Source organism: Candidatus Photodesmus blepharonis (genome assembly GCF_000731795.2).
GTDB lineage: Bacteria > Pseudomonadota > Gammaproteobacteria > Enterobacterales > Vibrionaceae > Vibrio > Vibrio blepharonis.
The window spans coordinates 25,948-48,009 of the sequence record NZ_JGVK01000033.1; the positions used below are offsets into that span (position 1 = coordinate 25,948).

Sequence of the window (22,062 nt, forward strand, 5' to 3'; positions counted from 1 at the left end):
CTTATGATATTTAATCAGACTGATTTTTTAAAACGTGCAAAGAAAATTATACTAGCGACAAAAAATAAAAATAAGGTATGTGAAATAGTTGATTTTCTGATAGATTTTGGTTTCAATATTACCACGCAAAACGACTGCAATATCTCTAAAGTGGAAGAAACAGGCACAACCTTCGTCGAAAATGCCATCATCAAGGCACGACATGCTTCTAAAGAAACTGGTTATCCTGCTATCTCAGATGATTCAGGTTTAGAGGTAGACTACCTTCAAGGTGAACCAGGGATTCATTCAGCACGTTATGCTGGAGTAAACGCTAGTGATGAGCAAAATTTAAATAAACTACTAAAAAAAATGCAAAGAGCTTCAGAAAAGCAACGTGCTGCTCGTTTCCACTGTGTGCTAGTGCTTATTCGTCATACAAATGATCCAGTACCGCTTATTTGTCATGGAAAATGGGAAGGTCGAATCTCGAAAGAAGCCCACGGGAAAAATGGATTCGGTTACGATCCGATCTTCTTTATACCAGAAGAGCAGTGTACCTCAGCTGAACTAGAAACAAACCGCAAGCAGCAGCTTTCTCATCGTGCTAAAGCACTTAAAAAACTATTCATGGCTCTTTCTGCTCAAAATTCATAGTTTTATGCCAATTTCACTCAAATTACCAGAACTTAGTCTTTATATTCACATTCCTTGGTGCATACAAAAATGTCCATATTGCGATTTCAATTCTTATAATTTAAAATCCAATATTCCAGAAGAACAGTATATCGCCGCTCTTCTGGAAGATCTTGATAACGATATTAAAAAATACCAACTCGATAAAAACCGGCGTCCTCTTCATTCAATTTTCATCGGTGGTGGCACACCAAGCCTGATTTCTTCTCAAGGTATTAATAATCTGCTTTCAGGTATTAGGTCACGCATTCCATTCCAATCTGATATTGAAATAACTTTGGAAGCTAACCCGAGTACAACGGAAACAAAACGTTTCGTTGATTACCAAAATGCAGGCATCACACGTATTTCAATCGGTATCCAAAGCTTTAATTCAAAAAAGCTAGAACGTTTGGGACGCACTCATGGACAGCAGGAAGCAATCGATTCTATCTTGCTCGCACGTGACATCCATCTTAATAGTTTCAATTTAGATTTGATGTATGGTCTGCCAGATCAAAATGTTGAAGAAGCACTATTAGATCTAGATCAGGCCATTAAGCTTGATCCTAGACACCTCTCCTGGTATCAATTAACTATTGAACCAAATACTATGTTCTATTATAAAAAACCAACTTTACCAGATAATAACATTTGGAATATTTTCAACAAAGGGCATAAAAAACTCAGCGAAGCTGGTTATGTACAGTATGAAATATCAAGTTATAGTAAAATAGGCTATCAGTGTCAGCATAACCTCAACTATTGGCGCTTTGGGGATTACTTGGGTATAGGCTGTGGTTCACATGGTAAGCTAAGCTTTGACAATAATACAATTCTTCGTACCACTAAAATTAAACATCCAAAAGGATATTTAGATGTATATCAAAAAAGTACAAAGTCATACTTATTTGAGGAATTTGAAGTGCCAAATAAAGATAAACCTTTTGAATTTTTTATGAATCGTTTTAGGTTGATGGAACCCTGTCCTAAACAGGATTTTATTGATAGAATAGGACTTAACCCTGAATCCATCAGAGATATTATCAATTGGTCTGTAAATAACAAATACTTGATTTCTGATGAAATCTACTGGAAAACTACAAAAAAAGGTAAACTATTTCTGAATGAACTACTTGAAGCTTTTATGGAATGAAGAGTTAAGAGTACTTCCGAAAACTATCTATAACGTCTAAGAATTCTTTTTCCTTCTTGTCTCTCTGAAAAAAAGCCACTTATGCAGTACGCCTATATTTCATATCCCAAATCTCTTGACCTAGACAATAGGCACGCGCTTCAAACTTAGTTATTGGACGATCATCAGGACGAGGAATATAATCCCTATGTTCAGAAACATTTTCAAAACCTGACACAAAATTCATCACTTTAACTATATTTTCCGCATAATTTTTCCAGTCGGTTACTACATGGAAAGTACCAATTCCTATTTGCAACTTGGTTCGAAATATTTCGACAAACTCAACCTTGATAATACGACGTTTATGATGACGCACTTTGAACCAAGGATCAGGGAAAAATAACTGCAACTTATTCAAGCTATCATCTGGAACCATATGTTCAAATACCTCAAGTGCATCATGATATATAACATACAAGTTAGTTATATTAGAATTTCGAGCCAGCGCTAAACATGCACCGACACCAGGAGTATAAACTTCAATACCAACAAAATTTTTTTCTGGAGATTTTTTTGCCATTTCAACCAATGAAGCGCCCATACCGAATCCAATCTCTAAAATAACAGGATTCTCATTACCAAATATTTTTTTCCAATCAAGATTTTCTTGTTGATAATCAATCCCCATCCTCGGCCAACATTCTTCTATCGCATTCTTTTGTGCTTTAGTTAAACGACCTTCTCGACGCACAAAACTACGTATTTTACGTAGTGACGTTCCATCCTTACTATACTGATTAACAATCACCTTTTTCCACTCCAAACCTAATCGAAATTTCTGTTTCACCTAAATTACCCAAACTTTTTAACCAAAATCTGTGCTTGAATAATTGATGTACGAAACATGAAAATACGCTAAAAAAAACCTTCTAATCAAATGGTTCATTAAGTAAACAAAACGAAATGATCATCCATCTATAATGGAAATGAAGAAGAAAACTCTGAAGCCACTGATTTGTATCGTATTATATCATAATTTTATATTTAAAACGAAAAACGCTAACAACTCATCTAAATATTTCTGTATTTACACTAAGTAATAAATGTGATGGAATTTCATTCAAAATAATAAAACATCTAGATAAATAATGACACCTTTCGCAAAAGCCATCCTAAAATGGTATGACATCTCCGGACGAAAAAATTTACCTTGGCAAAAAAATAAAACTGCTTATCGTGTTTGGTTATCTGAAATTATGCTACAACAAACTCAAGTTGCCACTGTGATTCCTCACTATCTACGTTTTTTAAAAAAATTTCCAAATATTGTTGATTTAGCTAATGCAAGCCAAGATGAAGTTCTATATCTATGGAGCGGATTGGGTTACTATGCCCGTGCGCGAAACTTATATAAAACAGCCCAAATAATCACAAAACAATACAGTGGAAAATTTCCTATGAACATGGAAGAAATACGTGCTCTTCCAGGTATTGGACGTTCAACTGCCGCTGCTATACTTTCTTCAGTACATAAAAAAAAATATGCGGTTTTAGATGGTAATGTCAAACGCATACTCACTCGCTATTTCGCTATTGGAGGCTGGCCAGGGCAGAAAAAGGTAGAAAAAATATTATGGCAGCATGCCGAAGAATACACACCTCAAAAAGACACCGACAAATACAACCAAGCTATGATGGATATCGGGGCTACAGTATGCACTCGTCATAATCCCAAATGCGGTTTATGTCCAATAAGTCAAAATTGTGTTGCTTACCAACAAGGAAATCCACTAGATTATCCAAGCAAAAAAAACAAGAAAGATAAATTAGTGAAAGAAACTTGGTTTATCATACTGCGCTATAATAATCAGGTGTGGCTCGAACAACGTCCAAATTCTGGGATTTGGGGGGGACTATTTTGCTTTCCCGAAAATAAAAATTCTGAAGTTGAACTCAATTTGTGTATCGAATACAAAGAAACCATCTCAAAAATCACTCAATCCATTACTTTTGTGCACGCTTTTAGCCACTATCACCTTAAAATTACACCGATTTTAGTTGATCTATCAAACAAACCGTTAATAGAAAAAACTAGAGGTCTTTGGTATAATTTACTCAAGCCCGCTAAAATAGGATTAGCTGCACCGGTAAAGCTATTATTAGAAGAACTTACCTTATCTATACTTTGATGATAAACAATAAGGAATAATCATGGGTCGTACCATTTTTTGTACCAAGTTAAAAAAAAATGTAGAAGGTCTAGATTTTCAACCTTATCCTGGAAATTTAGGTAAACGTATTTTAAATAATATCTCCAAGGAAGCTTGGAGACTTTGGCAAGGCAAGCAAACTATGCTTATCAATGAAAAGCGATTAAATATGATGAACCTGGAACATCGAAAACTGCTCGAAATTGAAATGGTTAACTTCTTATTTAAAGGGAAAAAAGTGTACATTGAAGGTTACATCTTGCCAAAAAAAAATTAAAAACAAGTTGACTATAGTGAAAAAAATCCGTTTAATGTTGCCTCGTTACACTGAAGTAAACCAGCCAGTGAGATGTTTCTTCGGAGCTAGAAATTCGTGGTTTTTAATAACTCGAGTTTTTTTGCCTTGATAGCTCAGTAGGTAGAGCAGAGGACTGAAAATCCTCGTGTCGGTGGTTCGATTCCACCTCGAGGCACCATTTTTATTCTTGGTTTGCATGGATAAAAGTCTTCAAGAAAGAATTTTATTCCTCCTTAGTTCAGTTGGTAGAACGGCGGACTGTTAATCCGTATGTCGCAGGTTCGAGTCCTGCAGGGGGAGCCAACAAGCTTAGTATTTGAGTGAAAAAAAAGTAGACAAAAAACCTGCCGACTCCTCATCAGTGTTCTCAAAATTATAGTTAAGCAACAAAATCAGGAATTAATTCTTTGCGACCGAAAGTTGATTTAGTGTGTTAACCTCTTCATCTAGAAGCGCAAGCTTAGCTCTCATTTGATGATGACAGAGATTTACAAGCTCACGAACACTTTCTTTATTGTAACCTTTAGTACTGATTGGTGGCAACATTTCGACTATTACGTAACCATTCCTCCAACGGTTTAACTTAAGTTCACTAGTAGAACTGCACACAATAGGAACAATCGGCACGCCGGAAAAAATCGCGGCATAAAATGCGCCATTTTTGAACGGTAACAAACCACGTCCACGAGAACGCGTTCCTTCAGGAAACATCCATACCGAAACACTCGTCCGTTTTATCCTATTAACAATATATTCTATGGTATCAATCGCTTGAAAGCGATTGGCTCGGTTAATCAAAATATTTCCTGAAAGCCAATATAACTGACCAAATAAAGGTATCCAAATCAAGCTTTTTTTACCTACTGTCACTACTTTAGGTGTCACTGCTGAAGATACAGTGAACATATCCCAATTATTTTGGTGATTAGCAATATAAACGTATTGACCTCGTCGATGATAAGCGTCTTCAGGCATTCTAAGCATCAGATTAATTCCAAAAAACCTAGACATATAACTAAAGCAACGGCCGAAATTGAATACATGATTCATGCTATGAGGAGTCAACAGGCAAAGACTGCAGCCAACCAAAAAAATTACGATTATAAAAACGACCGCAGAAAATACACGTAACAGTGCAATCACTCTATAATTCTCCAAAACAAAACTTTTCTACCTTTAGCTAACATGCTTTAAAAACGCTCAATATTGGCACCAAGTGCTGATAATTTAGTTTCAATTTTATCGTAACCACGATCAATATGGTATATTCTGTCCACAATAGTTTCCCCTTGTGCAATACAGCCAGCAATCACCAGACTTGCTGAAGCACGTAAATCTGTTGCCATCACCTGTGCACCGCTCAATTTATCAGCATCACCACAAATAACTGTATTTCCTTCGATTTCTGCTTTCGCTCCCATACGCATGAGCTCTGGCACGTGCATAAACCGATTTTCAAAAATATTTTCAGTTATCACACCGCCAGCTTTTGCCATTAAGTTAAGCAAGGTGAATTGCGCTTGCATATCAGTCGGAAAACCTGGATATACTTCAGTATGTACGCTAACTGCTTTTAAATTACGACCAATCATATCAACACTAACCCAATCGCTACCAGATTCAACCAATGCACCAGCTTCTTCTAGTTTAGCTAACACCGCTTCTAACAAGTCTGGACTTGTATTGCGACATACAACCTTTCCGCCAGACACAACTGCAGCCACAAGAAAAGTACCAGTTTCAATACGATCAGCAATCACAGCATGTTTAGTACCACTAAGCTTTTCAACACCTTCAATGACAATAGCCCCTGTCCCAGCTCCAGTAATCTTCGCACCTAACTTATTCAAAAAATCTGCTGTATCAATAATTTCTGGTTCACGTGCTGCGTTATCTAGTATTGTCACACCTTCTGCTAAAGTAGCCGAACACATGATAGTAATAGTTGCGCCAACACTCACTTTATCCATAACAATATGAGCTCCTTTCAGTAATCCGTCTACTTTTGCCTTAATATAACCATCCTCTAAAGTAATCGTTGCACCCAGTTGTTCTAAACCACGAATATGCAAATCCACTGGGCGAGCACCAATCGCACAACCACCAGGAAGAGAGACCTGTCCTTGACCAAACCGCGCAACAAGTGGACCTAATATCCAAATAGACGCACGCATAGTTTTGACTAAATCATAGGATGCACAGAATTTATTAATTTGGCTCGGATCAACCTGAACTGAACCATTTCTCTCTACTTTTGCACCTAAACATCTAAGCAATGCTATGGCTGTATCAACATCTCGCAAATGAGGAACATTAGTTATCTCCAATGGCTCTTCTGTCAAGATAGATGCGAACAAAATCGGCAAAGCAGCATTTTTCGCACCAGAAATGATAACCTCACCACTTAATGCCTTATTCGAGCCAATTATACGAAATTTTTCCATTAATAAAAACCTACAGCGACATTAGTCTTTTGTCGCAAGCCCATTCATTTGGTGTAAACGCTCTAATAGAAAGGGCATGAATTTCATTTCTTTGAATATACTCCATTAAAGGAGAATAAATTAGTCGTTGTTTCTCAAGATAACTCATTTCATCAAAACAAACATCAATAGCTATCACCTCATAATGATTACCCATACTCGTAACGTACAATTCTTGAAGACCTAATGCCTTTTCTAATATTCGTTGCAATTTTTCGGTATTCACGACTGCCTCCTAAATACCATAACTAATTTCTTATATGATTCTGGATCATAAACTCAACTCTGCTTAGTCGAAATAAGACAATCAATTCTTCCGGAATAGAACTCAACATTATATGACAATTGTGCTTCTTGGCATAGTCTATGAGGTGAATCAACATCACCATCCCAGCAGAGTCAATTTTATCTATTTTTTCTAACGATATCTCAACACTTTCAACCCGAATTTTCCACCTTCTTATGAATTTCCACAACGAAGGAACAGTATCACGATTAAGTTCACCAAGCAGTGTTACATGCTTTACATTTGACTGTTGCCATTGAGGATGACTCATAATCCTTTACTTTCAAACTTTATTGCTTGATCTGCTAATTCATTAAGCTTGTTAGCCACACTAATTAAACCTTCCTGACGAATTTTTCCACCCCATTCAGATCTCTTGCTTAATAGTAAACTAATACCTTCAACAATAACATCAAATGCTTCCCATTCACCTGTCTTTTGATCTTTGCGTAATCTGAACTCTAATTCAATATTAGGTTGAACTGTATTAATAATCTTAAACTTTATACCAACAATACGTTTTTCAGAACCGAGTTCAGGTTCAGGTCCTAATTCAATCCTCTGATCTGTATATTGAGCTAGTACTTTCGCATAAGAAGTGACCAAATATTTACGAAACGACTTAATGAAAGTCCTAACCTCTCCTTTATCTTTCCCTCTCAAATTTAAACTAAGCAATTTAAGCGCCGCGTACTGTTCATTGACATAAGGCATTAATTCTTCCTCAACAACCACCTTTAAATATTCAGGATTTTGATGAATTTTAAGTTGTTCATTATAAAGTCGAGTAAATAGTCGCTTGGAGACTTCTTGCATCATTTGAAAAGGCCTTGTTTTATCAATTTCATATGCACCTACTGAAGAGAAAAACATCAGAGCCAAACAAAAACAACAAACCCGCCAAATTTTTTTAAACATATATAACGACTCCTATCTCTATTTGACGCTATAAAATATTTGACCTATTAAATCTTCCAATACCAATGCTGCCTTTGTATCTTCAATAAAATCACCATCAGACAACATTTTTTCACCACCTGACATAAAACCGGGAAATAAACCTATATACTGTTCACCAATTAAACCAGAAGTTAAAATTTGAACACTTGAGGTATCAGAAAATTGGCTATATTTGACATTAATCTCCATCGATACTACAGGCAACATACTTTCAATATTTAAATCAATACTCTTAACTCGACCAATTGCCACTCCAGCGACCTTAACCGGAGCATGGATTTTTAAGCTACCAATATTATTAAACTCTGCTTTTAAAATATAAACGTCACCTGAACCTAACCTTGTAACATCGGCAACCCGAAAAATCATTATTAAAACTGAACAAATGCCTACTAGCATAAAACTACCAACCCAGAGCTCTATTTTTACCTGTCGCATGACTAATTCCCGAACATCAATACTGTGAGTATCAAATCTAATCCTAATATAGCGAGTGATGAGTGTACTACGGTGCAAGTTGTAGCATGACTTATTCCTTCCGGAGTTGGAGTTGCATTGTATCCGTTAAACAACGCGATCCAAGTAACGGTAACTGCAAACACTAAGCACTTGATCACACTACAAGCAATATCTTTTTCCAATCGAATAGAAGACTGAATAGAGGACCAAAAACTACCATAGTCGACATTTTTCCATTCAACTCCAATAAGTTGAGCTGCCCATATTCCTACTACCATAAAAATTATTGCTAAAAATGGCATTGAAATTAAACCAGCCCACAAACGAGGTGAAATAATACGCTCTAGTGGATCTATTGCCATCATTTCTAAACTTGATAGCTGCTCAGTAACTTTCATTAAACCAATTTCAGCGGTTAGTGCAGAACCAGATCTACCAGCAAACAATAATGCTGTCACAACAGGACCAAGTTCACGTAGCAAAGAAAAAATTACCATTTTACCCAAATTACCTTCTGCACCATAATCTACCAAAACTACATATCCTTGCAAACTGAGTACCATACCAATAAATAATCCAGACAACACTATAATGAGAAGAGATTGAACACCAATATTGTAAATCTGCTTAACCAACAAAGATAAGTTTTGAACTGGTCGCAAACGAAAGGTCATTGCACCAACCAACATTAAAGTAGCACGCCCAAACAAGAGAGCAACAGCGAGGACCTTTTGACCAATAACGGAGACAAACCTCAAGAAGTAAAACATTGTCAGAACAAATCCTTCTCAATATCAATAGCAGGATAATGAAATCCTACTGGGCCATCTGCTGTTCCTTGCAAAAACTGCTGAAGATAAGGATTAGAATTATCTCGTAGCTCTTCTGGTGAACCTGCAACTATTATTTTACCGTTGAGCAACAAATAAACCAAATCAGCAATACTCATTACCTCAAAAATATCATGAGAAACTATTACTGATGTTATGCCAAGGGCACGATTAAAATCAAGAATCAACTTCGCTAGCACACCCATCATTATTGGATCTTGACCAACAAAAGGTTCATCATACATAATCAAATCAGGGTCAAGCGCAATAGAACGAGCCAGAGAAACACGGCGAGCCATACCACCAGATAATTCATTTGGCATCAGTTTAGCAACGCCACGCAAACCAACCGCCTCTAATTTTAAAAGCACCAACGTACGAATAAATTGTTCGCTTAACTGAGTATGCTCTCTGAGAGGAAAAGCAACGTTATCAAAAATATTAAGGTCTGTAAAAAGTGCGTTAGACTGAAACAATATACTCATCCTCTTACGCACTTGATAGAGTTTACCTCTACTTAATGTCGGAATATTATCATTATCAAACCAGATCTCTCCAAGATCAGGATCTAACTGTCCGCTTATTAGACGTAATAAAGTTGTTTTACCACTTCCAGATGGTCCCATAATAGCAGTAATCTTACCCGTAGGTATATGCAAATTGAGCCCACTAAAAATCTTTCTATGAGCACGCGAAAAACATAGATTATTGATTCTAACAAGATGAGTTATTGTCATAAGGTACTCTCTAATTAGTTTATGCACCTTTAGGAGTCAGTAATCATAAGCACATTAATAGAATATTTAAAGTACTATACAATTTAATACTAAACGAAACTGCTTAAATTCTTCATGAAAGAAAACATAAATTTATCGATTGATAATAAAATCTTGTATATTCAACTTCCATTTTCCTAATCAAATCGTCAGAATGGGCGGTTAAACCATTAATTAAATTGGGAACCGTTATGGTTAAAGCCATCATGTTTCTTATCATCGCCCTTATCTTTTTAGCATGGAGTGCAAATAAACTGGTCATTGGTGCTGCTACCTTAGCTCATAATATTGGACTCTCCCCAATTGTAATCGGTATGACAATACTTGCGATAGGATCTTCCATTCCGGAAATGATTCTTTCTATAACTGTAGCAATGGAAGGCAAAATCAACACTGCGGTTGGTAATATTCTTGGTTCAAACATCGCTAATGTTACTCTTATTCTTGGTATTTTAGCAATGGTTAAACCTGTATCTCTCAACACTTCAGCGCTATACCGAGAATTGCCTTTAATGATAATAGTAACTTCGATAGCAGGCACAGTTCTTTGGGATCATCATTTAAGTTTATGTGAAGGTTTGTGGCTATTGATAGCATTTATTACCCTAACACTCGTCATAGTGCATATCAGTCGAAAGAATAAAACAAACATCAAAGAAAAAAACATTTCTAAAAATATGAGCAATTTTAAGGCTCTGATCTGGACAATATTCGCTTTGATTGTCTTACCGCTTTCATCAGACAACTTAGTTAGTAACGCTGTATTAATAGCTAAACATTTCGGCATGAGTGACTTGATGATTGGTCTGACTATAATCTCAGTGGGTACAAGTCTACCTGAGCTGACCACTTCCTTAGTCGGAATATTGAAAGGTGAGAGTGACATGGTTATTGGAAATATTATTGGCTCTAATATTTTTAACATTCTAGTTGTGATGGGTATTTCTGGTATTCTAAATCCATCTTTTTTAACTAATTACGCAATGGAACGAGACTTTTGGGTTATGTTCAGTGTATCACTCTTACTTGTTACAATGGTATTAGATAAATCTCGCACTATCAACTTTATAAAAGGTAGTATCCTGCTTACTTTGTTCGTTGCTTATCAAACATATCTAATTATCAACATAAACGCATAAACCACATTATGGAGGAATCTGATGTCATCTACCTTCGATTATTGTAGCATAGCCAAACGAGTCCTGAAAACTGAAATGGCAGCACTGGAACAACTGAAACAATATTTCAATTCCAGCTTTATTAAAGCATGTGACATGATTTTATCAAATCAGGGCAAAGTTGTAGTTATGGGCATAGGAAAATCTGGTCACATCGGAAAAAAACTAGCCTCTACCCTCGCAAGTACCGGTACATCAGCTTTTTTTGTTCATCCAGGTGAAGCTGCACATGGCGATTTAGGCATGGTCGATTCTAAAGACATCGTTTTAGCACTCTCCAACTCTGGTGAATCTTCAGAAATTCTTTCCATTTTTCCGGTGTTGAAAAGATTGAATGTTCGTATTATAAGCATAACAAGTAAATCATGTTCAAATATGGCAAAACTTTCTGATGTCCACTTACAAGTAAGTGTACCCAAAGAAGCATGCCCGTTAGGTTTAGCTCCAACGTCAAGCACAACAGCAACCTTAGTGATGAGCGATGCAATTGCAGTGGCATTATTAGAGGCTCGTGGTTTCACTGCGAACGATTTTGCCCTGTCTCATCCAGGTGGAATGTTAGGACGTAAGCTATTACTTAGACTATGTGATATCATGCATGCAGGTGAACAAGTACCGGTTGTAACACCAGAAACATTCATTCGAGAAGCATTAGTCGAAATTAGCAAAAAAGGCTTAGGAATGACAGCTATTGTGGATAAAAAAGAAAATTTAGTTGGCATTTTTACAGATGGAGATTTACGTCGAATTCTTGACAAACGTATCAATATTCATAGTACCACTATTGATGTAGTAATGAATCCAAAACCAATTACTGCTAGCCCTAATATGCTCGCAGTAGAGGGAGTCAATTTGATGCAAAAAAAGAATATTAACGGTCTAATATTGTGCAATGATGATGGTTCTCCAATAGGTGCATTAAACATGCATGATTTGCTTAAATCTGGAGTGATGTAATTGAAACAAGTAGTTGAAACTCTTTATGGTCCAGTAGAAAAAAAAATGATTGAGATCGCCAAAAAGATCGAACTTCTGATTTGTGATGTTGATGGTGTCTTTTCCGACGGTTTAATTTATATAGGTAACAACGGTGAGGAATTGAAAACTTTCCATACTAGAGATGGATATGGTATTAGATTATTAATAAATGCTGGTATTAAAATCGCTGTGATTACAGCTCGCCAATCACAAATTGTCGAAAATCGCATGAAGACTCTCGGCATTACACTAGTCTATCAAGGACAGAACAATAAAATTAAAGCATATCAAAAAATCTGCAAAAAATTGAATGTTTCACCAGAAAACGTAGGATACATTGGCGATGATCTCACGGATTTTCCTGTAATGGAGCAAGTAGCTCTACGGGTTTGTGTTGCTGATGGTCATCCTTTACTTGCAAAACACGCAAATTACGTGACTAAAATTAAAGGCGGACACGGAGCAATTCGTGAAGTATGCGATTTAATCCTTCACGCACGTAACTTTGTATACAAAGACTTAAGCATATGAGTCTATCTCGTATTGTTTACGTTCTACTACTTTTCGTTATTTTTTGCTCGGCATACTATTTACTCGATAAACAAAAAACATTTGATATTCAAATAGCTCCAAATCAAGAGCTACCAATGTTTAGCAGCAAAAGAATGGAAAATATTTTGTACACAGAAAACGGTATTCGCAGTTATATCATCACTTCTGCGCACCTTAATCATTTTGCTGAAGGCAATACCGAATTTAAATTTCCTGTTCTAGACATTTACAAAAAAGGCCAAATTCAAGAATGGAGAGTTACTGCAAACAAAGCCACATTAAGTAAGAACCATATATTAACTTTATATGATAATGTCCTTGTAGAGAATTTGCTTAACACTTCAGACGTAAACATTATCTCAACAGAAAAACTTAGTATGGAACTCGATAATCAAAATTTTTGGACAAATAATGAAGTAACACTAACAGGCCATAAATTTAAAACTGAAGGAAAAGCAATGAAGGGAAATTTCTCCAAAAAAACTGCCCTTCTTTATAAAGTACAAAGCAGATATGAAAATTTCGCATCTTAGCCTTATCGCTTGCCTAGTTACATACGGCAACACTATGGCATTATCAGTAGACCAAAATCAACCTGTGTACATTGATTCTAATAGCCAACAATTAGATATGCAAAATAACCAGGCTACATTCTTAGGAAATGTGAAACTTAAACAAGGTAGCATAAAGATTAATGCAGACAAAGTTGTTATTATCCGTGATATGAAGACTGGTGGTATACAAGAAATAAAAGGCTACGGCAATTTAGCAACATTCTCTCAACTTACTGATGACAACAAAGTTCTCTACGGTGAAGCTGAAGAATTGTGCTACAAAACAGTAGATGATCAGCTCACTATGCTTAGGCGAGCTATGTTAGCTCAAGACGATAGTATGATTCGTGGTAGTAAGATTCGTTATAAAATTTCTAAACAAAAACTAATTGCTGATGGCAATATAGGAGACAGAGTGACCACAGTACTTCAATTACAAGCAATACAAAAATGATTATGGCAATTCTAAAAGCAGAACATTTAGCTAAAAATTACAAAAAACGCCAAGTAGTATCTGATGTTAGCTTGCAAGTTGAATCTGGACAAATAGTTGGTTTGCTAGGACCTAACGGCGCAGGTAAAACAACCTCTTTCTACATGATAGTAGGCCTAATCGCTCGCGATGAAGGAAAAATTAGCATCAATGATAAAGATATTAGTATTTTGCCTATCTATAGAAGATCTCGTATGGGTATTGGCTACTTGCCTCAAGAAGCTTCCATATTCCGCAGACTTAATGTTGAAGATAATATTATGGCAGTGTTAGAAACCTGTAAACAAATGACTCATGAGGAACAGCAGGACAAATTGGAGGATTTATTGAAAGAATTCAACATTCAACATATTCGATCAATCACTGGTATAGCTCTATCTGGTGGAGAGCGTCGACGAGTAGAAATTGCTCGAGCGTTAGCAGCTAACCCACAGTTTATCTTACTTGATGAACCATTTGCAGGTGTTGATCCTATTTCCGTTATCGATATCAAAAAAATTATTAAACATCTCAAAAACCGAGGTTTAGGTGTGCTCATTACTGACCACAATGTTCGTGAAACCTTAGATGTATGTGAAAAGGCATACATTGTTAGCCAAGGTCACATAATCGCAGAAGGAACACCAACAGATATTCTGAATAATGAACAAGTAAAGCAAGTTTATCTAGGTGAACAATTCCGTCTATGATTAAATGAAAGATAAACTTTATAAGAAACAGTTAAGGTAATTCACTGAATGAAACCTTCATTACAACTGAAGCTAAGCCAGCAGCTGACAATGACACCTCAGTTGCAACAGGCAATTCGCTTACTACAATTATCCACATTAGATCTTCAACAAGAGATCCAAGAAGCTCTTAATTCCAATCCATTACTAGATCTTGAAGAAGAAACTGAAGAATTACTACAGAGCGCAGAAAAAGATTTAACTATTCAAATTGATTCTAAGGATAGCTCTGAACTGATTAAAAAATCCGAAATAAGCAACGAATTAGAAATCGATACCACTTGGAATGATGTCTACAGCGCTAATACTAGCAACGCAGGTATAGCTCTCGATGATGAGATGACTATTTACCAGGGTGAAACCACTGAATCACTCTATGATTATCTGCTTTGGCAGCTCGATCTTACACCATTTAGCGAAAATGATCGTACTATTGCACTTACTATAATTGATGCAGTTAATGATCGAGGTTACTTAAATGTTTCTACAGAAGACATTTTAGCAAGCTTTAACAACAAAGAAATTGAATTAGATGAAATTGAAGCTGTTCGAAAACGCATTCAGCAATTTGATCCTTTAGGAGTAGCTTCAATAAACCTACAGGATTGCTTACTACTTCAATTAGCCACTCTAGAAAAAAATACTCCATGGCTCAACGAAGCGAAACTAATTCTTACCGAATATATTGAAGAGTTACGTAACCGTGACTATAAATTAATCACTAAAAATACTAAACTCAAAGAAACTGAGCTGCGTAGTGCTTTAGCTCTAATTCAGAGATTAAATCCTTATCCAGGAAATTGTATCACTCTTAATAACACTGAATACATTATCCCAGATGTGTCTGGATTTAAAAAACATGGAAAGTGGACGGTTAAAATTAACCCAGGTAATATACCGAAACTTAAAGTAAACCAACAATATGCTAGTCTTAAAGGAAACAATGTTGATAGTCAGTATATAAAAAGTCATTTGCAAGAGGCTAAATGGTTGATTAAAAGCTTAGAAAGCAGAAATGATACATTACTTAAAGTATCAAAATGCATAGTTGAACATCAACATGATTTCTTTGAACATGGAGAAGAGGCTATGAAACCAATGGTCCTGAATGATATTGCTCTTGCAGTCGATATGCATGCATCAACTATTTCACGAGTTACAACCCAAAAATTTATACATACACCAAGAGGTATCTTTGAATTAAAGTACTTTTTCTCTAGTCATGTAAACACCGAAAATGGAGGAGCACGTTCATCTACTGCAATTAGGGCATTAATCAAAAAGCTAGTTGCTGTTGAAAACACCTCAAAACCACTTAGCGATAACAAAATCGCAGGCCTACTTGCAGAACAAGGAATTAAAGTTGCCAGAAGAACGATAGCAAAATACCGTGAATCTTTAGGTATACTATCCTCCAGTCAACGCAGACGTCTAATATGATTATCATATCTAAGCACTAAAATGCTGAGTTTAAACTCAAACAATCTTTATTCTATAAAGATCCCTTTTATAACAAACCACTTCTGGAGTATGCTCTCCAAACATAAAGAATTGAAAGGTGCGCTGTAAAAATAATTGGCAAAACTTATTTTTAAAAATCAATCGCCTGCTACCTTCATGGACTCAAGTAAAATAGAACCGGTTTGCACCTGAGAACGCACTTCAGTATCCTTACCAACAGCAACAATATTCATGAACATATCTTTCAGATTACTTGCAATTGTTACCTCCGAAACCGGATACTTAATCTCCCCATTTTCCACCCAAAAACCAGCTGCTCCACGAGAATAATCACCTGTAACAACATTTATACCCTGGCCCATTATTTCAGTAACAAGTAAACCCGTATTCAACTCTCTTAACATCATCTCAAAATTTTGTCCTGTTGACTTAACAAACCAATTATGAACACCACCTGCATGCCCTGTTGGAATCATACTCATTTTACGTGCAGCATAGCTGGTCAATAGATAAGTTGTTAATATACCATCAGCAATGATTTGACGATCTTGTGTAAATATACCTTCGTCATCAAATGGAGCAGACGCTAAACCACCTAAAACATGTGGACGTTCTACAATATTAAACCATTTCGGTAATATCTGTTGACCAAGACAATCAAGTAAAAATGAGGATTTACGGTACAAATTTACACCGCTAATTGCAATGATCAAATGACCTATTAGACTTGTTGCTACGTCAGAAGAAAACATAACCGGATACTTACCAGTAGTAAGCTTTTTTGAATCCAAACGGCTTATAGTCTTTTCGGCTGCTTGTTGACCGACAGTTTCTGGTGTCCAAAGCTCATTACAATCTCGAGCAACTGTGTAACTATAATCACGCTCCATCCTATTATTTTTCCCTTGACCAATAACACAACAGCTTATGCTATGCCGACTAGATGAATAACTGGCGAGTAATCCATGACTATTACCATAAACCTTAACTGCGTAGCGACTATCGTAACTTGCACCATCACTTTGTTTAATCTTAGTATAAGACAACGCTTTTCTTTCAGCTGCAATCGCAATTTGCGCTGCATAGTCTAGTTTCGGCATATCTGGATAAAACAAATGCAGATCAGGGACACTCTGGATCATTAATTCTCTTGGCGCTAAACCCGCATATGGATCCTCTGAAGTATACCGAGAGATATCAAGTGCAGCTACTATTGCTTGCTGAATCGCTTTTTCACTTAAATCAGATGTTGAAGCACTACCCTTTCTCTGATCTCGATACACGGTAATACCAAGTACACCATCACTATTAAACTCAATACTTTCTACTTCACACATACGAGTAGTAACACTAAAACCAGTTGACTTTGTAATTGCCACTTCACAAGCATGGGCGCTTGCTAAAGCAATATCCAGCGCTTTTCTGACAGCAACTTCCAACCTAACACGCTGCTGACTCACTTGTTGTTTTACATCCATATTTAAGCTAAACGTTTGTTATTAAAACTACAGCAAGGTAAACAAAAATTCTTTTATCCTTCAATATTCTGACTCAAAACCTATCCAAATCATAATTATCAGTGTAGACATATTTTGAAAGCTCATTCAACAACTTTAATAAAATTTCTTATAAACGGATTATTTGTCATCTCATTTGATAATTCAGAGATATCAAACGCTACTTCCACTCTACCATTTACTAAAAAAACCAAATTCGTTGCTATTAATTTCGCGTCACTAATATCATGCGTAACCATCACAACAGTAATATTACGCTCTATTGCTAAGCTCTTTAACAAGATCAGCATCTCGTAACGTAAAACTGGATCAAGCGCAGAAAACGGTTCGTCTAACAACCAAATTGAGCGAGACTGAACAAAACAACGAGCAAGTGCTACACGCTGACGTTGACCACCAGAAAGTTGTCCAGGTAATCGATCAAGTACTTCATCCACACCCACCTTTTCCGCAGCATACACAATACACTGTTTTTCTTCTTTAGTAAAACGCAATCCAGAATTCAAACCTAAACCAATATTATCCATTGCTGTTAAATGAGTAAATAAATTATGCTCTTGAAACAATATTGAAAAAGGACGTCGATTAGGAGGTATTCTAGATAGAGATACATTTTTTACCTCGATTGTTCCACTAATCGGCTCTATAAAACCTGCAATTAAATTCAATAAAGTTGATTTACCAGAAGCGCTAGATCCCATTAAGGCAACAATTGATCCCTGTTTTATCTCTAAGTTAAACAAAAATGATCTTTGATCAAAATCATGTCTCACCTGGCTAAGATTTAACATTGAGCATCTCATAAAACACATTTACAATTAAAAAATTTTTCATTCATCCAGAATAAAAAGTCAATTAAAAAGAAAAAGATAATGCTGAAAAAGAGCAAAACTAATGAAACAACTGCTGCTGCGTCCATTTGATAACTACTTAACAATTGGAAAAGATAAAAAGGCAAAGTTTGTAACTCTTGACTATTAAACAAAGCAAAGGAACTTATATCACCGAGAGACAGCATAAAACTAATTGAAAAAGAGTAAAAAATTGGTTTTTTCAATATTTTCCATTCAATAATCTTAAATCTCTTCCAACCTTTTATGCCCAAATGCAAGCATAAAAATTGATATCTCTGTGCAACGCATAACATCGGCTGAGAAAGAACTTTAATTACATAGGGAAGCGCCATCAAAGCATTAACTATAACAATAGTAATGTAGATAAAGCTGTTGCAGCCTAAACATTTTCGTAACAACAAAAACAGTCCACTACTAAGTACTAAACTCGGAGTGATTAAAATAATCATTCCAATTAACTCAATTTTATCTGCTCTAAGCTCTTTACGGTTTAAACGCCATGCTCTACTTGTAATCACAATAGAAATTCCAACCAATAAGGCAATACCGCTAGAAAAAACCGCTATTTTTAACGAAAATAACAATGCCATCAAAAATTGAGCATCAGTTAATACATTTATTGTTTGACTATTAAAACCACTTAAAATTACCATCAGTAAAGGAGGAAAAACCAGCAAACAAGAAGCTATAATCCAAAAACCATCCCAAACTCTTACCCAATAATCTTGATTGCTTAAGATATGACCATGATTATTGGAACCAATGGAGATTGGCATTGGTTTTGCCATACGCTGTATACAACATTGAAATACCCCACACAACAAAATTTGCCAGATTGCTAACAAAGCTGCTACTTTCAGATTAAAATCAAACTTTATCGCCTGATAAATAGCTATTTCGATAGTAGTATGCTTGGGACCGCCACCTAAAGCCATTACAGTGGCAAAACTGGTGAAGCACAACATAAAAACCAATCCAAACACATGGGGAAGCTGCTGACGCAGCCTTGGCCACTCAATCCACCTAAATTTATTCAAACGACTCATTCCCAAATAAGCGCATAGTTTATGTTGTTCACTAGGAATTCTTTCTAATTCTTGCAATAGCAAATAGCTTACATATGGTAAATTAAAAAATACATGAGCGAGTAAAATACCATTGAATCCGTAAACTGAAAATGATAACTGAACACCAAACGACTGTAATAATTTAACTAATAAACCATTGTTTCCATAAATCTCCAGTAAACCAAAAATTCCAACAAAAACAGGTAATACTAAGGTCGTAGAAAACAACTTTAACAACAAAGAACGACCCTTAAATTTACGATACGATAAGGCATGAGAAATAGGTAAAGCAAAAACTACACTAAACAGACTCGATAAAAACGCTTGATAAAAACTGAACTTAGTTACATGTTGGTAGTAAGGATCTAGCAATACTAAGGTAACGTCAGATAACGAAATTTCAATAAAAAAAGAACGCAATATTAGAACGATAAAAACCAAAATAACTATCGCTATCCAAATACCAACTTTAGAAACCGAATCCAACAGCTTACCTAATTCATCAAACTCAAAATATCAAAGAGTTTCGCCATTCTTCAATCCAAGAATTACGATTTACAGCTACTTTCTCAAAAGGGAAAACAAGCTGTTTTTTAGGCTTTGAAAGCCTTTTAAAACCCTCAGGTAACGTGACATCAATCACTGGATACATCCAATTACCTGTTGGTATCAYAGATTGAAAATCATTGCTCAAAATAAAATTCATAAAACGATCTGCAAGCTTTTGGTTAGTTGAACTTCTAACTTTCGCAGCTACTTCAATTTGCATATAGTGTCCATCAGAAAAATCAGCCGCTACATAATTTTCATTACCCTCTACTATCAAATGATAAGCAGGCGATGTAGTATATGAAAGCACTAAATCAGATTCGCCTTTTAAAAACATCGCATAGGCTTCAGACCAATTTTTTGTGATAGTCACTGTCTTTTTAGCAAATTTTTTCCACGCTTCTAATGCACGATCACCATATATTGACTTCATCCACAGCACTAAACCTTGTCCTGGAATCGATGTTCGGGGATCTTGATATATCACTTTTAAATGATTATCTCGCATAACTAACTCCTTTAGACTTTTCGGTGGACTTGCTAATCTCCTTTTGTCGTATACAAAAGCGAAATATCCGTAATCGTAAGGGAGAAAAACACGATTTTTCCAATCTTTGAGAGAATTTAAAGAAGATATATCAACATTATGCTCGACAAATAAACCTGTCAGTTCTGCTTCTAACATTAGGTTACTATCCAAGCCTAATACAATATCTGCTTTACTTGCTTCACCTTCAAAACGCAAACGATTTAATAGAGAAACACCATCGCCGAGAGTAACAAAACTAACCTTACAGTTACAATCCATCTCAAACAATCTCTTAATTTCCAGTCCAGGCCCCCACTTAGCTACAAATGAATCATATGTATACACAACCAAAGTATCATGGGTAGCCCGCAATGAAAATGAAAAAATTGCTGCTGAAATAAAGAATAAAAATCTAACAATTCCAAACAAAGTCCTAACCTAACAATTGAGTTGATCTTATTAACTTATAATGACTCAGTTTTAACAATGATCAATCCGTTCCCCAACGTGGAATTAATTTCTGTTTAATATCAAGATGTTCCAAAATACGCGCTACAATAAACTCAACCAAATCTGCAATCGACTTAGGATGATGATAAAAACCAGGCGAAGCAGGCATAATAGTAATACCCATTTGAGCTAATTTATACATGTTAGCTAAGTGAAGAGTTGAAAATGGAGTTTCACGAACCACCAACAAAAGTTGACCGCATTCTTTTATAACCACATCAGCAGCTCTATCAATCAAATTTTTGGATATGCCATGCGCAATCGAAGCAACGCTACCCATAGAACACGGACAAACAACCATTTGCTTTGGTGCATCTGATCCTGAAGCTAAAGGTGAAAACCAGTCTTTTTGACCGTAAACCTCCAGATTATTTGAAAGACAGCCAAAACGGTCAAGGAAAGCCTTTTTTATCATTGGTAGTTCATCCGGCAACTGAAAATTATTCTCAGCAGCTAAAACCACCTTTGCTGCTGATGATATCAACAAGTGCACTTTATACCGTAAAGACAATAAACACTCAAGCAGACGCAGGGCATAAAAAGCGCCGGACGCACCCGTAATTGCGAGAGTTATTGATTTTTCCCTAATCATCTGCAATTATAATACACTAAATCAGAAAACGTTAACGATCAACAAATTCAATATAAGCCATTGGAGCTTTATCGCCAACACGAAAACCAGCTTTTAAAATACGAGTATAACCGCCGTTACGAGCAACGAATCGTGGACCTAATTTATTAAACAATTTCGCAACTACTCGATCATTACGAATACGTGAAAACACAAGACGGCGACTAGCAACAGTATCTTTTTTAGCTAATGTAACTAAAGGCTCAATTACACGACGTAGCTCCTTTGCTTTTGATAAAGTAGTCCTAATGATCTCATTAGTAACAAGAGAACTAGACATATTACTCAACATTGCTTTACGATGACTACTATTACGGTTTAATCTACGACCACTCTTAAGATGACGCATAATCTAATCCTTATTAAA

Annotated in this window: 26 protein-coding genes and 2 tRNA genes; 13 read left to right on the forward strand and 15 right to left on the reverse strand. The window is 36.0% G+C overall.

Annotation, left to right across the window (positions count from 1 at the left end; all coding sequences use genetic code 11):
• Positions 1 to 3: 3 nt before the first annotated feature.
• Together rdgB and hemW are read left to right on the forward strand one after the other, a co-directional pair.
• A complete protein-coding gene (rdgB, locus tag CF67_RS04850; protein WP_052538149.1) occupies positions 4 to 636 on the forward strand; it encodes an RdgB/HAM1 family non-canonical purine NTP pyrophosphatase in 633 nt (210 codons plus the stop codon).
• 4 nt (positions 637 to 640) lie between these two features.
• On the forward strand, positions 641 to 1,810 hold the full coding sequence (gene hemW, locus CF67_RS04855) for a radical SAM family heme chaperone HemW (protein ID WP_034415147.1): 1,170 nt from the start codon (positions 641 to 643) through the stop codon (positions 1,808 to 1,810).
• 79 nt (positions 1,811 to 1,889) lie between these two features.
• Here hemW and trmB read toward each other — a convergent pair whose 3' ends face one another.
• Positions 1,890 to 2,615, reverse strand: a complete 726-nt coding sequence (trmB, locus tag CF67_RS04860; RefSeq protein ID WP_034415280.1) for a tRNA (guanosine(46)-N7)-methyltransferase TrmB — start codon at positions 2,613 to 2,615, stop codon at positions 1,890 to 1,892.
• Positions 2,616 to 2,940: 325 nt separating this feature from the next.
• On the opposite strand from trmB, the gene mutY reads away from it, so the two are divergent.
• The 4 genes from mutY (at position 2,941) to CF67_RS04880 (ending at position 4,603) form a co-directional block, all read left to right on the forward strand.
• Positions 2,941 to 3,981: an A/G-specific adenine glycosylase gene (mutY, locus tag CF67_RS04865; RefSeq protein ID WP_034415150.1), complete on the forward strand. Its 1,041-nt coding sequence runs from the start codon at positions 2,941 to 2,943 to the stop codon at positions 3,979 to 3,981.
• Between the two features lie 22 nt (positions 3,982 to 4,003).
• Positions 4,004 to 4,279 carry an oxidative damage protection protein gene (locus CF67_RS04870; protein WP_034415159.1) on the forward strand — a complete coding sequence of 92 codons (276 nt, stop codon included), beginning with the start codon at positions 4,004 to 4,006 and terminating at the stop codon, positions 4,277 to 4,279.
• Positions 4,280 to 4,402: 123 nt separating this feature from the next.
• A tRNA-Phe gene (locus CF67_RS04875) sits at positions 4,403 to 4,478 on the forward strand.
• A gap of 49 nt (positions 4,479 to 4,527) precedes the next feature.
• Positions 4,528 to 4,603, forward strand: a tRNA-Asn gene (locus CF67_RS04880).
• A gap of 96 nt (positions 4,604 to 4,699) precedes the next feature.
• Here the strand turns inward: CF67_RS04880 and CF67_RS04885 are convergent.
• The 8 genes from CF67_RS04885 to CF67_RS04920 are packed head-to-tail and all read right to left on the reverse strand — an operon-like array spanning position 4,700 to position 10,055.
• A complete protein-coding gene (locus CF67_RS04885; RefSeq protein WP_034415161.1) occupies positions 4,700 to 5,443 on the reverse strand; it encodes a 1-acylglycerol-3-phosphate O-acyltransferase in 744 nt (247 codons plus the stop codon).
• Positions 5,444 to 5,490: 47 nt separating this feature from the next.
• Complete coding sequence (gene murA / locus CF67_RS04890) at positions 5,491 to 6,744, reverse strand: UDP-N-acetylglucosamine 1-carboxyvinyltransferase (RefSeq protein ID WP_034415164.1); 1,254 nt, start codon at positions 6,742 to 6,744, stop codon at positions 5,491 to 5,493.
• 10 nt (positions 6,745 to 6,754) lie between these two features.
• Positions 6,755 to 7,009: a BolA family protein gene (locus CF67_RS04895; RefSeq protein WP_034415167.1), complete on the reverse strand. Its 255-nt coding sequence runs from the start codon at positions 7,007 to 7,009 to the stop codon at positions 6,755 to 6,757.
• 22 nt (positions 7,010 to 7,031) lie between these two features.
• Positions 7,032 to 7,340 carry an STAS domain-containing protein gene (locus CF67_RS04900; RefSeq protein ID WP_034415170.1) on the reverse strand — a complete coding sequence of 103 codons (309 nt, stop codon included), beginning with the start codon at positions 7,338 to 7,340 and terminating at the stop codon, positions 7,032 to 7,034.
• The gene (locus CF67_RS04905) at positions 7,337 to 7,987 is read right to left on the reverse strand and encodes an ABC transporter substrate-binding protein (protein WP_034415173.1); all 651 of its coding nucleotides are present in this window, start codon (positions 7,985 to 7,987) and stop codon (positions 7,337 to 7,339) included. The genes CF67_RS04900 and CF67_RS04905 overlap by 4 nt, the downstream gene beginning before the upstream one ends.
• Positions 7,988 to 8,005: 18 nt before the next feature.
• Positions 8,006 to 8,467: an outer membrane lipid asymmetry maintenance protein MlaD gene (gene mlaD / locus CF67_RS04910; RefSeq protein ID WP_034415182.1), complete on the reverse strand. Its 462-nt coding sequence runs from the start codon at positions 8,465 to 8,467 to the stop codon at positions 8,006 to 8,008.
• Between the two features lie 2 nt (positions 8,468 to 8,469).
• Entirely contained in the window at positions 8,470 to 9,258 is a 789-nt protein-coding gene (mlaE, locus tag CF67_RS04915; protein WP_034415183.1) for a lipid asymmetry maintenance ABC transporter permease subunit MlaE, read from the reverse strand.
• 2 nt (positions 9,259 to 9,260) lie between these two features.
• Positions 9,261 to 10,055 carry an ATP-binding cassette domain-containing protein gene (locus CF67_RS04920; RefSeq protein WP_034415185.1) on the reverse strand — a complete coding sequence of 265 codons (795 nt, stop codon included), beginning with the start codon at positions 10,053 to 10,055 and terminating at the stop codon, positions 9,261 to 9,263.
• Positions 10,056 to 10,285: 230 nt separating this feature from the next.
• Between CF67_RS04920 and CF67_RS04925 the strand changes: the two genes are divergently transcribed.
• From CF67_RS04925 to CF67_RS04955, 7 genes are read left to right on the forward strand one after another with little or no spacing between them, the layout of a single operon-like run.
• Positions 10,286 to 11,233 carry a calcium/sodium antiporter gene (locus CF67_RS04925; protein WP_034415187.1) on the forward strand — a complete coding sequence of 316 codons (948 nt, stop codon included), beginning with the start codon at positions 10,286 to 10,288 and terminating at the stop codon, positions 11,231 to 11,233.
• A 21-nt stretch (positions 11,234 to 11,254) separates the two neighbouring features.
• A complete protein-coding gene (locus CF67_RS04930; RefSeq protein ID WP_034415190.1) occupies positions 11,255 to 12,229 on the forward strand; it encodes a KpsF/GutQ family sugar-phosphate isomerase in 975 nt (324 codons plus the stop codon).
• Positions 12,230 to 12,781: a 3-deoxy-manno-octulosonate-8-phosphatase KdsC gene (gene kdsC, locus CF67_RS04935; RefSeq protein WP_034415192.1), complete on the forward strand. Its 552-nt coding sequence runs from the start codon at positions 12,230 to 12,232 to the stop codon at positions 12,779 to 12,781.
• Positions 12,778 to 13,335, forward strand: coding sequence for an LPS export ABC transporter periplasmic protein LptC (lptC, locus tag CF67_RS04940; RefSeq protein WP_034415194.1), 558 nt, complete (start codon positions 12,778 to 12,780; stop codon positions 13,333 to 13,335). Before kdsC ends, lptC begins: the two co-directional genes overlap by 4 nt.
• Positions 13,316 to 13,810 (forward strand): lipopolysaccharide transport periplasmic protein LptA, encoded by a 495-nt coding sequence (gene lptA / locus CF67_RS04945; protein WP_034415196.1) that lies wholly within the window; start codon positions 13,316 to 13,318, stop codon positions 13,808 to 13,810. The genes lptC and lptA overlap by 20 nt, the downstream gene beginning before the upstream one ends.
• Before the next feature lie 2 nt (positions 13,811 to 13,812).
• Complete coding sequence (lptB, locus tag CF67_RS04950) at positions 13,813 to 14,538, forward strand: LPS export ABC transporter ATP-binding protein (protein WP_034415281.1); 726 nt, start codon at positions 13,813 to 13,815, stop codon at positions 14,536 to 14,538.
• A 48-nt stretch (positions 14,539 to 14,586) separates the two neighbouring features.
• A complete protein-coding gene (locus CF67_RS04955; RefSeq protein ID WP_034415198.1) occupies positions 14,587 to 16,017 on the forward strand; it encodes an RNA polymerase factor sigma-54 in 1,431 nt (476 codons plus the stop codon).
• Between the two features lie 158 nt (positions 16,018 to 16,175).
• On the opposite strand, the gene pmbA is transcribed toward CF67_RS04955, so the two are convergent.
• The 6 genes from pmbA to rplQ all read right to left on the reverse strand — a co-directional run bounded on the left by pmbA (position 16,176) and on the right by rplQ (position 22,044).
• Positions 16,176 to 17,516, reverse strand: coding sequence for a metalloprotease PmbA (pmbA, locus tag CF67_RS04960; RefSeq protein ID WP_034415201.1), 1,341 nt, complete (start codon positions 17,514 to 17,516; stop codon positions 16,176 to 16,178).
• Positions 17,517 to 17,638: 122 nt separating this feature from the next.
• Positions 17,639 to 18,346 (reverse strand): thiamine ABC transporter ATP-binding protein, encoded by a 708-nt coding sequence (thiQ, locus tag CF67_RS04965; protein ID WP_034415208.1) that lies wholly within the window; start codon positions 18,344 to 18,346, stop codon positions 17,639 to 17,641.
• Positions 18,347 to 18,354: 8 nt separating this feature from the next.
• Positions 18,355 to 19,962: a thiamine/thiamine pyrophosphate ABC transporter permease gene (gene thiP, locus CF67_RS04970; protein WP_034415211.1), complete on the reverse strand. Its 1,608-nt coding sequence runs from the start codon at positions 19,960 to 19,962 to the stop codon at positions 18,355 to 18,357.
• A gap of 22 nt (positions 19,963 to 19,984) precedes the next feature.
• Positions 19,985 to 20,974, reverse strand: coding sequence for a thiamine ABC transporter substrate binding subunit (gene thiB, locus CF67_RS04975; protein ID WP_034415284.1), 990 nt, complete (start codon positions 20,972 to 20,974; stop codon positions 19,985 to 19,987).
• 70 nt (positions 20,975 to 21,044) lie between these two features.
• Positions 21,045 to 21,656 (reverse strand): flavin prenyltransferase UbiX, encoded by a 612-nt coding sequence (locus tag CF67_RS04980; protein WP_034415215.1) that lies wholly within the window; start codon positions 21,654 to 21,656, stop codon positions 21,045 to 21,047.
• Between the two features lie 31 nt (positions 21,657 to 21,687).
• Positions 21,688 to 22,044, reverse strand: a complete 357-nt coding sequence (gene rplQ / locus CF67_RS04985; RefSeq protein WP_034415217.1) for a 50S ribosomal protein L17 — start codon at positions 22,042 to 22,044, stop codon at positions 21,688 to 21,690.
• Between the last annotated feature and the right edge of the window lie 18 nt (positions 22,045 to 22,062).

Bases quoted from the DNA above. Each gene is read 5' to 3' on its own strand.
- rdgB (WP_052538149.1), top strand. From the start codon at position 4: ATGATATTTAATCAGACTGATTTTTTAAAACGTGCAAAGAAAATTATA.
- hemW (WP_034415147.1), top strand. From the start codon at position 641: ATGCCAATTTCACTCAAATTACCAGAACTTAGTCTTTATATTCACATT.
- mutY (WP_034415150.1), top strand. From the start codon at position 2,941: ATGACACCTTTCGCAAAAGCCATCCTAAAATGGTATGACATCTCCGGA.
- CF67_RS04870 (WP_034415159.1), top strand. From the start codon at position 4,004: ATGGGTCGTACCATTTTTTGTACCAAGTTAAAAAAAAATGTAGAAGGT.
- murA (WP_034415164.1), bottom strand. From the start codon at position 6,744: ATGGAAAAATTTCGTATAATTGGCTCGAATAAGGCATTAAGTGGTGAG.
- CF67_RS04900 (WP_034415170.1), bottom strand. From the start codon at position 7,340: ATGAGTCATCCTCAATGGCAACAGTCAAATGTAAAGCATGTAACACTG.
- CF67_RS04905 (WP_034415173.1), bottom strand. From the start codon at position 7,987: ATGTTTAAAAAAATTTGGCGGGTTTGTTGTTTTTGTTTGGCTCTGATG.
- mlaD (WP_034415182.1), bottom strand. From the start codon at position 8,467: ATGCGACAGGTAAAAATAGAGCTCTGGGTTGGTAGTTTTATGCTAGTA.
- mlaE (WP_034415183.1), bottom strand. From the start codon at position 9,258: ATGTTTTACTTCTTGAGGTTTGTCTCCGTTATTGGTCAAAAGGTCCTC.
- CF67_RS04920 (WP_034415185.1), bottom strand. From the start codon at position 10,055: ATGACAATAACTCATCTTGTTAGAATCAATAATCTATGTTTTTCGCGT.
- CF67_RS04925 (WP_034415187.1), top strand. From the start codon at position 10,286: ATGGTTAAAGCCATCATGTTTCTTATCATCGCCCTTATCTTTTTAGCA.
- CF67_RS04930 (WP_034415190.1), top strand. From the start codon at position 11,255: ATGTCATCTACCTTCGATTATTGTAGCATAGCCAAACGAGTCCTGAAA.
- lptC (WP_034415194.1), top strand. From the start codon at position 12,778: ATGAGTCTATCTCGTATTGTTTACGTTCTACTACTTTTCGTTATTTTT.
- lptA (WP_034415196.1), top strand. From the start codon at position 13,316: ATGAAAATTTCGCATCTTAGCCTTATCGCTTGCCTAGTTACATACGGC.
- lptB (WP_034415281.1), top strand. From the start codon at position 13,813: ATGGCAATTCTAAAAGCAGAACATTTAGCTAAAAATTACAAAAAACGC.
- CF67_RS04955 (WP_034415198.1), top strand. From the start codon at position 14,587: ATGAAACCTTCATTACAACTGAAGCTAAGCCAGCAGCTGACAATGACA.
- pmbA (WP_034415201.1), bottom strand. From the start codon at position 17,516: ATGGATGTAAAACAACAAGTGAGTCAGCAGCGTGTTAGGTTGGAAGTT.
- thiQ (WP_034415208.1), bottom strand. From the start codon at position 18,346: ATGTTAAATCTTAGCCAGGTGAGACATGATTTTGATCAAAGATCATTT.
- CF67_RS04980 (WP_034415215.1), bottom strand. From the start codon at position 21,656: ATGATTAGGGAAAAATCAATAACTCTCGCAATTACGGGTGCGTCCGGC.
- rplQ (WP_034415217.1), bottom strand. From the start codon at position 22,044: ATGCGTCATCTTAAGAGTGGTCGTAGATTAAACCGTAATAGTAGTCAT.